Source organism: Rhizobium sp. P43 (genome assembly GCF_056730705.1).
Window position 1 is genome coordinate 2,807,352 of the sequence record NZ_CM161539.1, and the last position, 12,588, is coordinate 2,819,939.

The following is a 12,588-nucleotide window of genomic DNA, read 5'->3' on the forward strand; positions in this document are numbered from 1 at the left end:
CGACACACCATGCGGCATGTCGGGAGTAGCGCTGTTAGGTTGTACGCCCTAGAAGGCATCCAGAGTAAAGCGGCGTATACTTAGAGCATGTACCGTGAAAACGGGATCACCTGAAAGGCTCTATCTATCTGTTTTGACCTAGTCAGGACGCAAAACCGCCAATGAAATTTCACCGGACCTGCTTTAGCTGGCAAGTCCAGGGAGGAAAGGGAAGAAATGGGATAAGCGTTGGTTCATCTTACGAAGCTCAGCCTCGGTCAATTTCCCGCTTATGTACAAATTCAGATTATCTCCCTGCCACTTAATCAAGTCAAGAAGGAATGCAGCATAAAGATCGTCCACTAAGAATTGACGCAGATTCTCATCGTTTCGTACAACGAGCATAATCATATTGGGGGTTATTCCTTCAACCCGGTCTCCCAGCCCCTCAAGACGTGCCTCTATCAGGGCTATGCGCACCGCGTCTGCGGCCTGCTTCAGAGTGGCATTAACGCTCGTCTGCTGTGCATGCGCCGTGACGGGCAAGGCCGCTGTAAGTATTGAAAAAGCAAGGGCCGCCGAAGTCCGGACGATAAATCTCGAAAGTTGTTTTTTCATTTCACGCATCCTCGGTTTTCTTGTTTCATGCGGAGAGATATTTGGCATTCATCTCAAAACCTGTAATTCATGCCTGCCGAAATCTGGGTGAAGTTAAACTTACTGTTGCCAGCCCATGTAAGACCGCTCACTTTCAGATCAATCTTGTCGGATAACGCATAGGTCGCGCCAAGCTCAAGGGCCGTCCAGTTTCTGTCATTGGGCGTGTCGGCCGGCGCAACAGTCTGGGACAGGATATGATTGAAGCTGACTTTCCCCCAAACGGTCAGATCCGGCATTGCCTGGTAGTCAGCCCCCAGGGTCAGGGTCATCATTTCCGCATCCCATGATGCTCTTGGTGGGTTATTGGTCGGGGCATAGCTCTGATCGTTCCAGATCGTGAGATAGTTGACGTCAGCGGAGAATAAAAAAGGCCCGACGGGATAAATGCCTCCGACAAAGCCGCCAAGGCGTTTGCTCGTACTGTCGCTATCAGAACCGCCAGCGAAAGCGGTAAAGGCGTAGTTTGCATCACCATTGCCAATGCCGCCGGTCACGCCCATGCGAAGGAAGGGTAGGACGTTTAGACCGATTGCGGCGTCGATGTCCCGAGCATAGGCGTCGGCGGCGAGGTCCAGCGGAAACTCTACCACCCTTGATTCCATTTGGTAGGCGGAAAAACTGCCCCGAACGACGGCGAAGCCAACTCCGCCAAGACCGGTCGCAAGGCTGATATCGGCGCCCTTGCTCTCTGCTCGAAGTCGGGCCGGCTGTCCGTCCCTGTGCTCCAGATAGCTATAGTTTCCTTCGACGGAGAGTATGACATCGTGGAAGAAACTGGGTTGATATCCGTCGAGAGCGGATGGCGGTAGCGGCTTGATCTCTTCAAGGCTTGGCAAACGCGAATTGTCGAAAGAACTATCGTCTGCCTTCGCGTTGCTATGGAATAGCAGCGAGACGAACGCAGTGGATAGTAGAGCGAATTGTTTCATGGACCAAAAGCCCTTGTTTCACCAATTCGCCTTGGCTAGCAGCAATTGCCGCTGGACCAGAAATCACTGCGTCTCACCGATCATCAATCTGTCTCATTGAGCGAAGATATCTCGCAATGTTGCAAAATTCACGCAGCAGACGATCATGTAGCGCAGCTGCCGGAGCCTTTGAGTCTCTATAAGAATGGTGTTGAGTCAGCGGCCCCCGTGATGATTCGGATGAGATGTCCGAAGCCTGAATTGCAGCGTCATGCGGAACCCAACACTCGGCGGCATTGCCGTCGCGATGAGTCCCGATATGAAGTTGAGGGGCTTCTCCGTGAGTGATGTCTGCTTTGAGGAAGTGACAAGTGCAGCGCTAGAAGACCGATTGGGAGGAGCTCAGCTGCTAGGCTCCGGCTTAGCGCCCCAGAGCGAAAATAATTGCCGCTCTCCCGCCATGTAAACGTCGGCTCAAAGCCAGGGCACAAAGATGGCATCCCCGGTCGCTCGAGGCACACAGATGGACGAATACCCGCACCATGCGAATGTAGGTCAAGTCCATCGCTCAGCCTCTGGTATGGGCCGGGCAACCGCCAGCTTGCGGCGCGCGGCTTGATATGGTGTCTCTTGTTCACGGCATCGAAGCCGAAGTCAGGCAGATGCTCCCCTTATCCTGGCTGTCAGATTTCCCACGCCACCTCTCTCCAATCTCCTGAGCCCGATGATGATGATTGACTTGCTCCTCGGGTGAATTGAAGTAGTTTCTAATTCAGGGCTAGGGGGCATTCGTGGATCATTCGACATCTGCATCGCAGCGCTTGGTGCTGGAGCGCAAAGGGCCTGATTTTCCGTTTTACTCAGACAAACCGGCGAGCGTGTCGGGGACCGCCTGGCTTTGGGTTCTCGCGGCTGCAGGGGCCGGCTTTGCTGCGCTGGGTGTTCCGTTGCCCTTTGAGGACAATATTCTGACCGGCTGGCTTAGGGCCGTTGCTTTCGTGGCTTTACCGCTGGCCGCTCTCGCCATCGCAGCCCCCAGTCACTGGCGGGCAATCTTCCGGCGCATTGGCATCGGCGACGTGCTGCTGATGCTTGGCTTCGCCATCCTCAACATCATCGTGACCCTTGCCGTCGGAGCGTTGGTTCAGGCCTTCGGCACGGTGAACTCCAATGCAGCGATTGCGGATGCGGCCGACCTCGAAGGCGCGCGGTTGGCGAGTTTCTTTGCCAAGGTCGGCTTCCAGTTGCTCGGGGAGGAGTTGATCACAATCCTGCCCTTCCTCGCCATTCTTGCCTATCTGCATAACAAGGCGGGTCTGGGCCGCAATGCAGCGGTGCTGGCTGCGTGGCTTTTGTCGGCGGTCATCTTCGGGATGTTGCACCTGCCGACCTATGACTGGAACTTTGTGCAATGCTTTGTTGTGATCGGCTGCGCCAGACTGATCCTGACCTGGGCCTATGTTTGGACCAAGAATATCTGGGTCAGCACCGGGGCGCATATCATCAACGACTGGCTGTTGATCGGCTCGACAGTCTTCCTGGCCCCGCTTGCCACTGCGGCCTGAAGCTCTCGGCTGGCGCAGACTGGTACCCCGGCATGGGAGGGGCCCTTTTGGCAGCGGTCATTTCCCGTCTGAAGCCGCTTATTCCATAGATCCAAGCCGGAGACGGGATGAAACTCACCCTCTGCAGTCTTGGGGTGTCAGGACAATGAGCCAGCGCCTGAAAGCCGGGCTGTCCTCATAGCGTCCGGCCCCTTCATAGCGCACGGGTGGCAGGCCCAGCCGGGCCATATCAGCCAGCGAAAAGCCCCAGCCACGCTGGGCACCGCTCAAGCGATTGTCGAAGCGCGAGCCGACGCCGCAAACAGCGAAGGTATCGTTGGGCAGTCCGATCCTGGCATAAAGTGCCGCCTCCTCAGTCATCCGGGCCTCGGCGGCTGTGACCGCTTCGTCGAGAAAGGCTTCCATGTCGACCGGCTTGCCATCTGGCCCAACGGCGTCGCTCGCCTGCGGGGCCACCATGGCGCGCAGGTGTTCGCGCAATGTCACCCCCTCTTCGGCAGCCGTAATGGCAAAGCCACGATCATTGCCGTGCCATCCCAGGAAGGCGTTTTCGCGGATCGCGATCGTCGCCGCAGCGGGTGCGATGAAATTGGCGCAGGATGAAAAACAGCCCGTATCGATCGTCAGATGTGGCTTCAGGTCGGCGATGATAAAACCGATCTGGATGGCGGCCTTGGTGTCGCCGCCGCCGGAATTCACCAGCATTTTCGTGATCTGGCCATCCTGAACCTTGGCCAGCACCGCCTTCAGCGCCTGCAGGCCATGGTCGTTGGTCCCGCCGATATAGATCAGGATGTCGCCATCGATCCTGACATCGGGCATGGGGTTGGTCGAAGGCTTGCCTGCCGCATCAGCGAGAGCGGGGCTGGCCAAGCACGCTATGGCAAACATGGCCGTCAGTAGTCTCATCGCGTCCTCTCCCAGTCTCGACTTAGGGGTTTCTCCATGGCCAGCTCTGCGGCACACCGGCAGACGGTTCACGCCATGATGACGAAGTCCTTGCCTGTGCGGGTGTCGGGCGCCAGCGGTGCATCGGTCAGGATGAGCACTGCGCCGGGGTGCAGGACCCTCTGCATGGTCGATACAAAGGCCGAGTCGGCGGATATCCGGGCAAGGAGGTTTGCGGCCATGTTGACCACGCCTTCATCATCGTTCGGATTGGCAAAGGCGATCCAGCGCATGCCACTTGTCGCTTCGTCGAGGCCATCGAGCAGGAAGACGTGGCTGCCGAGCTTGTCCCGACCGTTGACGATGATCCGGCCCTCGGCGCGGATCTCGGAGTTTTCAACCAGCAAAGCCCGCCCATCGAAAGTCGACATGATGACCGAGACGACGGGTTGCTTCTTGAGGTCGGTCCAGTCATTCGGCCGCTCTCTGCCGCGCAGCGCCGTCACGGCATCGCTAAACTCGCGGGCGGCATAGGCACCAAGCACCTTGCCGGGATGGACGAGTTCCTGCGGATCGGCGGCAGCACCCGAGATAATGACGGGAGTGCCGAGATGGGTAATGTCGAAGAGGCGTTCGGAAAAGGCGAGTGGCAGGCGCACGCAGCCATGCGAGGCCGGATAAGCCGGCAGATTGCCGGCATGCAGCGCGATCCCGGACCAGGTCAGCCGGTTCATGTTCGGCATCGGCGCATCGTCATAGGTGCTCGACTTGTGGTGCTTGTCCTTCTGCAGGACGACAAAGACCCCGGTCGGGGTCTCGTGGCCGGGCTTGCCGGTCGAACAGGTGGAGACGGCGATGCGAATGCCGTTGCGATAGACATGCACGCGCTGTTCCGGAAGAGAGACTACGACCGCCACCGCTCCCGTGCGCTGCCGCTCCGGATGCCACGTGAATTCGCCGGGCTTCAGCGCGGCAATTTCCTTCATCACCTCGCCGGCGAGTGTGCGGGCCGGGCCGGCCAGAGCGGCGAAAGCCACCAGACCGGAGATGAAACATCGCCTGCGCTGATCCTTTCCCGTCATGGCCGATCTCACCTTCAAATTCGCGTTTGCTCAGACCATTTCAGGGCTGGTCGCAGCTGTCCAATGAGTTTCCTGCTTGTATTTCAAAAATCTCTCATGAAACGTTGTATCGTTCCGCCACCTCAGCCGAAGCGCGCGTGAAGCGCTGCGGATTCCTGGGGCCCGCATCGAGGTGATCAAAGCATGGATTGTCGGCATAACCTGCGCGCGCTGCACACGTTCGAAACGGTATCCCGCCATCTCTCCGTTGCGGCTGCAGCCGCAGAACTCGGCGTCACCCAAAGCGCTGTCAGTCACCAGTTGCGGATACTCACAGAAATCGTGGGCGAGAGGCTGATCCAGAAGAATGGGCGTGGCATTGTTCTGACCGATGCTGGTCGCGATCTCGCACGGCGCCTGCAACCGGCTTTCGCCGAAATCGACCGCTCGCTCGCCGAGGCGATCGGCGGGTCTCGTGATCGCGTGCGGCTTGCCGTCTGCAGCAGCTTTGCCAGCGCGTGGCTCGTGCCGCGGCTAAAGTCCTTTTATGCAACGCATCCCGACATCGACCTGCAGATCATGATGTATGCGCAGGATCCGGAACTCAGCGATGCCACCGGCGACGCTTTCGTCACGACCTTGCCGAAAGACCGCGGTTATCACGCGCAGCTTCTCTGGCCTGAATTTCTGGTGCCCGTCGTCTCGTCTGCACTCCCCTGTGGCAAGGCAGCGCCCAGCTACATCACCACCGAATTGTTGCCTGGTCGGATCGGTTCGGACTGGCAAGCCTATGCGCGACACAGCGGACGTACCGACCTCATTCCGCCCACCGGTCGTTGGCTCTTTGCATCCCACTACGTCGTCGCGCTCGATATGGTTCGTATGGGCCTTGGTGCGGCACTGCTTCCCGATTTCCTGGTCGAGCCCGACATCAGAGCGGGGTACCTCCGCCTTCTGAACGAGGCTGCGATGCCGACACACGAGGATTATCATCTCTGCATCAAGCAGAGCCGCCGGTCCGAACCTGCGCTCGAGGCATTGGGGCGATGGTTCCGGCAGGAGTTGGCAAAAGACGAGAGGCTGCCGCAGCGGGAACGGCTGCGGCTCGTGCAACCATGAGGCAATTTCACTTTAGACTAATTTAATTCACTGGTTCCTTCTCTTTGAGCGTGCCAGTCTCAAGACATCGACGGGCTGCGGGGCAACCGATCCAGGCTTTGCGAGCGGGAGATGTACGATGCGTTGGTGGCGTGCCTGCGTGGGTGGAATGGTTGCAGTGATGCTTGGCATCACGGTCAATGCCGGGTCTCAGACGGCCATGGCACAGGATCGAAGCGCCCGGGTCGAGTTCTCACGCGGCCAGAGCTCGACGGTCATCCGTGGCACGGTCCGGGGCTATGAGGGTGTCAGTTACCGTGTGAGTGTTCGTGGAGGACAGCGACTTGCCGTGACGATGAACACCTCGAACGGTAGCAACTACTTCAATATTCTCGGTCCCGGCGGCGGTGAGGCCCTGTTCAACGGGTCGATCTCCGGCGATTTCGCTGACATCATCGTTCCCGACAGCGGTGAATACACCGTCCAGGTCTACCTGATGCGCAATGCTGCGCGGCGTAACGAACAGGCGCGCTTCACGCTCCGCATCGAGGTCACAGGCGGTAGGCCGGTTGCGCCGCCCTCGCCCGATTTTGCCGACGGCCTGTCCGGTGGCCCGGACTTCTTCCAGGTGGCCGGCGTATCGCGTGGCGATGCGCTGAACATCCGCAGCCGACCGAGCGCCCAGAGCCCGATCATCACCCGCGTCGTCAACGGCGAAATCCTGCGCAATGGCGGCTGCCGGATGACTGGGCAGACGCGCTGGTGCAGGGTTTCGCGGCCCGATGGCAGCGATGCCGGATGGGCTGCGGGTCGGTTTCTGATCGAGGCGAGCAACTGATACCAAGTGTCGATGACGAACGAGGGCAGCCTCTAGGTCGCTTAAGCCGAGCCATCAGGCCAAGCTTGCGACCTCGCGTTTCAGGAAAATCAGCCAAGGGGATCACCATGCGACCGTTCACCTCCAGTCTGCTCCTCTGCCTTGCCATGGCCCCTGTCGCCCACGCCAATGATCGGCCACCTGTTCCTGCGATCGGACCCGATCAGTTGGCCTTTTCCCTTGAAAACATGGACAAAACATCCGACCCGGGCACCGATTTCTACCGCTTTGCACTCGGCGGCTGGATCGATCGTGTCGAGCGTCCGGCGGACCGGGCGATGATCGATGCCTTCGACTTCATGGGCCAACGGCTGACGGCGCAAATGGAAGAAACGCTGCTCGATGCCGCCGCAAAAGCCGGAACGGCGGAAAAGGGAACGCCGATCCAGCAGGTGGGGGCCTTCTATACCTCCTTCATGGATGTCGCGACACTCGATGCCAAAGGCATGACACCTCTGGATCCTGAAATGGCCAGGATCGATGCGATCGCCGATCTGGGCGACCTCGCCAGCTATCTCGGCCACTACCTGCTGGTCGCCGAGGATCTGGCACTGGCGGGCTTCGTACCCACGACCGACATGGCCGATTCCACGCGCAATTCACTCTACTTTGTCGGCGCGTCCCTCGTGCTCGGCAAGCAGAACCTCTATGACGAGCCGGCCGGTTCCGCGCTCGACCTCGCCTTGCGCAAGAACCTGGCGGACATGCTGGTCGCAGCCGGCTATGACCCCGCGCGCGCGACGACGGTCGCGGCGCTCGTCGCCGATATCGACCGCGAATTGCATGGTGGGATGCTCACGCCAGTGGAGGCGGCCAATCCGGCCAACACCTATCAGCCGATCACCTTCGCCGCCCTACAGGCCGAAATCCCAGAGCTGGACCTGACCGCTCTGCTCGCCGGTCTCGGCATGACGCCGCCGGAACGGATCATCAAGTCGGAGCCACGCTACCTTGCCGTCCTCGGCAAGCTGCTACGTGAACGCCCTATCGAAGACATCCGGGACTACCTCAAGGTCAAACTGATCAACCGCTTCAAGCTTTATCTTGGCAGCCGATTCGAGCCAGTGATCGCCGATCAGCAGAAGATCCTGCTCGGCGTCGAAAAGCTGCCGCCCCGCGAGGAACGGGTGCAAGACGAGCTCAAGCTCTTTCTCGGCCATCCAGTTTCGCAGCTCTATGTCGAGCGCCATTTCGACGATGAGAGGCGGGCCAAATCGGCTGACATGGTCGGACGCGTGAAGGATGCCTTCCTTGCGCGGATCGAGACCCGGGACTGGCTGACGGAGGCCACACGGGCGGCGGCGAAGGACAAGCTGGAGAAACTCACCTTCGAGGTCGGCTACCCCGAGACGTGGATCGACATGTCGAGCGTTGAGGTGCGCCCGGACGACCTGATCGGCAATATCCAGCGGCTGATCGCCTTTGACGTGAAGCGGTCGCTCGACAAGTTCGACGACCCGGTCGAGCATGAATCCTTCGCCAATGTGCAATCGACGCTGCCGATCATCATCAATGCGGCCTACAACACATCGATCAACGGCTTCGAAGTTCCTGCCGCCATCCTGCAGCCACCGGCCTTCGAGGCTGACCTCGATGCGCCGGTCTACTTCTGCCGGCTCGGCGCCGTGCTGGGACATGAAATGACACATGGCTTCGACAGTCGCGGTAGGCAATACGATGCCGATGGCAATCTGCGCGACTGGTGGAGGCCCGAGGATGCGGCTGCCTTTACACGAGAAGCCGAAAAGCTCGTGGCGCAGGCAAATGCCTATGAAGTTCTGCCGGGGCTTACCCTCAACGGTGCGCTGACGGTTACGGAGAACATGGCCGATGTCGGGGGCATCACGCTCGCTTATGCGGCGCTGCAGGACTATCTCGCCGAAAACCCGACGGAAAATGTTGAAATCGACGGCTTCTCGCCGGCGCAGCGTTGCTTTCTTGCCTGGGCGCAATTCTGGGGCATGAAGGGAACCGACGGGGTCATCCGCAGCGTCTTCATGAGCGATGTGCACGCACCCGGCATGTACCGCTCGGTGGCCGCACTCAAACATGTCGACGACTTCTATACCGCATTCGACATCACTGAAGGCGATCCGGAATGGCTGGCGCCGGAAAAGCGCGTGCGGGCCTGGTGAGACGCCTGTCTTGGCGGTCTGGGTGACCGATGCGGTCCATGATTGACCTGAGTTGAGGAGATCGAAAATGCAGCGGTGGTTTGGCGGGATTGGGGCGTTGCCGATCGTTCTGGCACTGATCCTACTGTTGGGTACAGCGCCTGCGTCACAGGCCTCCGGAGCGCTTCCGGACTACGAGGCAAAGGCCGGGATGCTCGAGATCGGCATCGACCCCGAGCGGCCGGATGCCGAGATCTTCCACATGGATTACATCCTGAAGGGGGGCGATCCGGCCACGCGGCCGGTGACCTTCGTGTTCAATGGCGGCCCGGGGGGATCGAGCATCTTCCTGCATATGTCGGCGCTCGGCCCGAAGACGATCAAGACGTCTGGAGACGGCACATTCCCGGCCGTTCCGGCACGGCTGGAGGACAATTCGGAAAGCTGGATCGTCTTCACCGATCTCGTCTTCATCGACCCCGTCGATACCGGATACAGCCGCATGCTGCCGAGCGCAGACGGCAAGCCGGGCGATCCCAAGCCGTATTACAACACGACGGCGGACGTGAACTCGATGGCCATCTTCATTCGCAAGTGGCTGACGGTGAACAATCGCTGGGCTTCGCCGAAGGCGATCGCCGGAGAAAGTTATGGGGGCCTCAGGGTCGCGGCCCTGATGCGGATCCTTGCGGATCCTTGCGGAGAACTATGCCGTCAACATCAACCGCGCCATCCTGATCTCCCCTGCCCTCAAGGTCGATGTCGATGCGGGCAACTATTCCATCCTCTATCCGATGACCCTGCTGCCCACCCAAACGGCGATCGCCTCCCATCACGGCTTGAACGACGTGAAGGTCGATGAGGCAGGGATGAAGGCGGTCGAAGACTATACGCTGAACGGGTTCCTGACAGGGCTTGTCTCAATCGGACGCTCGACGCCGGACGAGCGAAAGATCTTCTTCGATACGGTGGCCCGCTATACGGGTCTCGATCCGAGGCTCGTCGAGCTTCACAACGGGCGCATTCCGGAAACGCTTTATGTCGGCAGCCTCTTGTCCGATCGCGGTCTCATTCTCGACCGGTATGACGGGACACAGGCGACCGACAACCCCACCCCACAAGAGCCCGGCCTCGCCGTGCTCGACCGATCGCTGACCGTGTTGAGCGGCGTTCTCCTCGCGCCCTTCATGGACTACGTCCGAAACGACCTCGGCTATACCAGCGACAGGCCCTACATCCCGCTCAACTTCGTGACCAATGCCTCCTGGGATTATAGCGGAGACATTGGCACTCCGGACGATATCGGCATTGCGCTTGCCCAGAACCCGGATCTGAAGGCGCTAGTCGTACATGGATACCACGACCTCGTGACCAACTACTTCCTGTCCCGCTACACGCTGGAGCAGACGACACGGGCGCGTGGCGCTCGGGAGCGGCTTTATTTCGGGACTTATCCCGGTGGTCACATGTTCTATCTGCAGAGCAAGAGCCGATCGGAATTCTTTCAGGACGTGAAGGGGTTCTTCGCGGAGTAGCCAACAGCGAGCATCGCGGGCGGCTGTCACAAGTTGAACTACTACGGCTGTGCCGGATACCCCACCTCGTGGGAGGTGGGGACCATGTCAGCCAAAACGACGAACAGAGTTTCTTCCGAAGTTCGTGGCCGCGCGCTTATTTTAAGGCGCTTGTCGTCTTCGCAGGAGGCTGGAAAACGGGGTCGGCACCTGCTAGTGGTGTAAAGCTCATCAACCCTGTTTTGTGACCTCGATCCGGCCCTGCCGGATCAGGTCTGCTGCTTTTTCGGCGATCATGACAACCGGAGACGCCGTGTTGCCGGAGATGATGCGCGGCATGATGGAGGCGTCGACAACGCGCAGGCCCTGGATGCCCACCACGCGCAGCGAGGGGTCGACCACGGCATCGGGGTCCGGACCCATGCGGCAGGTGCCGACGGGGTGGAAGATGGTGGTGGCGATGTCGCCGGCCTTTTGCAGCAAGGTTTCGTCATCCTGGAACTCTTGGCCGGGCAGGATTTCCTCGGGTTGGAAGGGACGCAGGGCGGCAGCCGACATCACCTGTCTTGCCTGGCGGATGGCGGCGATCGCGACGGAACGATCATGGTCGGTCGAGAGGTAGTTCGGACGGATTTCCGGCTGCAGGGCCGGGTCGGTCGAGGTGATGTGGCAGGTGCCGGCGCTGGTCGGGCGCAACTGGCAGACCGAGACGGTGATCGCCGGAAACGGGTGCAGCGGGTCACCGAGCTTGTCGGTGGAGAGCGGCTGGATGTGATATTCGATGTCGGGCCGGTCTTCTTCCGGGCTGGACCGGGTGAACATGCCGAACTGGCTGGGTGCCATCGACATAGGGCCAGAGCGGAAGAGCGCATATTCGGCAGCGATCTTCATCTTGCCGCGCCAGGAATTGGCGAGCTGGTTCAGCGTCACCGTGTTCTTCACCTTGAAGACCGTGCGGATCTGCAGATGATCCTGCAGGTTTGCGCCGACGGCCGGCTTTGCCATGATAACATCGATGCCGAGCGACCAGAGACGAGCGGGATCGCCAATTCCGGAGAGTTCCAGGAGCTTCGGCGAGTTGATGGCACCGGCAGCGAGGATCACTTCGCCTGACGCCTTTGCGGAGAACGCGCCTCCCGGCGTGCGATAGTGGACGCCGGTCATGCGTTTGCCCTCAAAGGTGAGGCGTTCGACCAGGGCATGCTGGACCATGCGCAGGTTGGGGCGTTTCAGGGCGGGCCTCAGAAAGCCGCGGGCGGTGTTCCAGCGGACGCCCTTGTGCTGGTTGACGTCGAAGAAGCCGGATCCTTCATTGTCGCCATCATTGAAGTCGGCGCGCGGTTCGATGCCGAATTCACGGGCACCTTCCTGCACGGCTTCGAGGATATCCCATTTCAGGCGCTGGCGGCTGACCTTCCAGGGGCCGCCCTTTGCATGCATGTCTCCTGAAGGCCCGTGATAGTCCTCGGATTTGCGAAAATAGGGCAGCACATCCGACCAGCCCCAGCCGGGATTGCCGAGGTCGCGCCAGCCGTCGTAGTCGGCTGCCTGGCCGCGCATGTAGATCATGCCGTTGACCGAGGTGCAGCCGCCGAGCACCTTGCCGCGCGGATAGGCAAGGCTGCGGCCGTTGAGACCGGGTTCGGATGCGGTGCGCATCATCCAATCGGTGCGCGGATTGCCGATGCAGTAGAGATAGCCGACGGGGATCTGCACCCAGTGATAGCGGTCGGAGCCTCCGGCCTCCAGGAGCAGCACGCGGATCGTCGGATCCTCCGTCAGGCGGGCGGCGAGCACGCAGCCTGCCGTCCCTGCCCCAACGATGACATAGTCATAATCGCCATCGAGCCGTGTCGTGTCCGGCATGGTCTGTCCTTTCGTTGGCGATCAGGATCGCCTCTGTTCGTCTGTCGTCTTGGGCCGA

Annotated in this window: 10 protein-coding genes; 5 read left to right on the forward strand and 5 right to left on the reverse strand. The window is 60.2% G+C overall.

Annotation, left to right across the window (positions count from 1 at the left end):
- Positions 1 to 183 precede the first annotated feature (183 nt).
- Together AC1PUL_RS14105 and AC1PUL_RS14110 are read right to left on the reverse strand one after the other, a co-directional pair.
- Complete coding sequence (locus tag AC1PUL_RS14105; protein WP_480464786.1) at positions 184 to 597, reverse strand: hypothetical protein; 414 nt, start codon at positions 595 to 597, stop codon at positions 184 to 186.
- 53 nt (positions 598 to 650) lie between these two features.
- Positions 651 to 1,568, reverse strand: a complete 918-nt coding sequence (locus AC1PUL_RS14110) for an outer membrane beta-barrel protein (RefSeq protein ID WP_480464787.1) — start codon at positions 1,566 to 1,568, stop codon at positions 651 to 653.
- A 770-nt stretch (positions 1,569 to 2,338) separates the two neighbouring features.
- Here AC1PUL_RS14110 and AC1PUL_RS14115 point away from each other — a divergent pair.
- On the forward strand, positions 2,339 to 3,112 hold the full coding sequence (locus AC1PUL_RS14115) for a CPBP family intramembrane glutamic endopeptidase (RefSeq protein ID WP_480464788.1): 774 nt from the start codon (positions 2,339 to 2,341) through the stop codon (positions 3,110 to 3,112).
- Between the two features lie 114 nt (positions 3,113 to 3,226).
- Here AC1PUL_RS14115 and AC1PUL_RS14120 read toward each other — a convergent pair whose 3' ends face one another.
- Positions 3,227 to 4,021: a hypothetical protein gene (locus tag AC1PUL_RS14120; RefSeq protein WP_480464789.1), complete on the reverse strand. Its 795-nt coding sequence runs from the start codon at positions 4,019 to 4,021 to the stop codon at positions 3,227 to 3,229.
- 68 nt (positions 4,022 to 4,089) lie between these two features.
- Positions 4,090 to 5,082 carry a L,D-transpeptidase gene (locus tag AC1PUL_RS14125; RefSeq protein WP_480464790.1) on the reverse strand — a complete coding sequence of 331 codons (993 nt, stop codon included), beginning with the start codon at positions 5,080 to 5,082 and terminating at the stop codon, positions 4,090 to 4,092.
- A 183-nt stretch (positions 5,083 to 5,265) separates the two neighbouring features.
- Here AC1PUL_RS14125 and AC1PUL_RS14130 point away from each other — a divergent pair, with 183 nt between their 5' ends.
- The 4 genes from AC1PUL_RS14130 (at position 5,266) to AC1PUL_RS14145 (ending at position 10,012) form a co-directional block, all read left to right on the forward strand.
- Positions 5,266 to 6,180, forward strand: a complete 915-nt coding sequence (locus tag AC1PUL_RS14130; RefSeq protein ID WP_480464791.1) for a LysR family transcriptional regulator — start codon at positions 5,266 to 5,268, stop codon at positions 6,178 to 6,180.
- 118 nt (positions 6,181 to 6,298) lie between these two features.
- The gene (locus AC1PUL_RS14135; protein WP_480464792.1) at positions 6,299 to 6,997 is read left to right on the forward strand and encodes an SH3 domain-containing protein; all 699 of its coding nucleotides are present in this window, start codon (positions 6,299 to 6,301) and stop codon (positions 6,995 to 6,997) included.
- Positions 6,998 to 7,104: 107 nt separating this feature from the next.
- Entirely contained in the window at positions 7,105 to 9,171 is a 2,067-nt protein-coding gene (locus AC1PUL_RS14140; protein ID WP_480464793.1) for a M13 family metallopeptidase, read from the forward strand.
- A gap of 67 nt (positions 9,172 to 9,238) precedes the next feature.
- Complete coding sequence (locus AC1PUL_RS14145; RefSeq protein ID WP_480464794.1) at positions 9,239 to 10,012, forward strand: S10 family serine carboxypeptidase-like protein; 774 nt, start codon at positions 9,239 to 9,241, stop codon at positions 10,010 to 10,012.
- A gap of 883 nt (positions 10,013 to 10,895) precedes the next feature.
- On the opposite strand, the gene AC1PUL_RS14150 is transcribed toward AC1PUL_RS14145, so the two are convergent.
- Positions 10,896 to 12,530, reverse strand: a complete 1,635-nt coding sequence (locus AC1PUL_RS14150; protein WP_480464795.1) for a GMC family oxidoreductase — start codon at positions 12,528 to 12,530, stop codon at positions 10,896 to 10,898.
- Between the last annotated feature and the right edge of the window lie 58 nt (positions 12,531 to 12,588).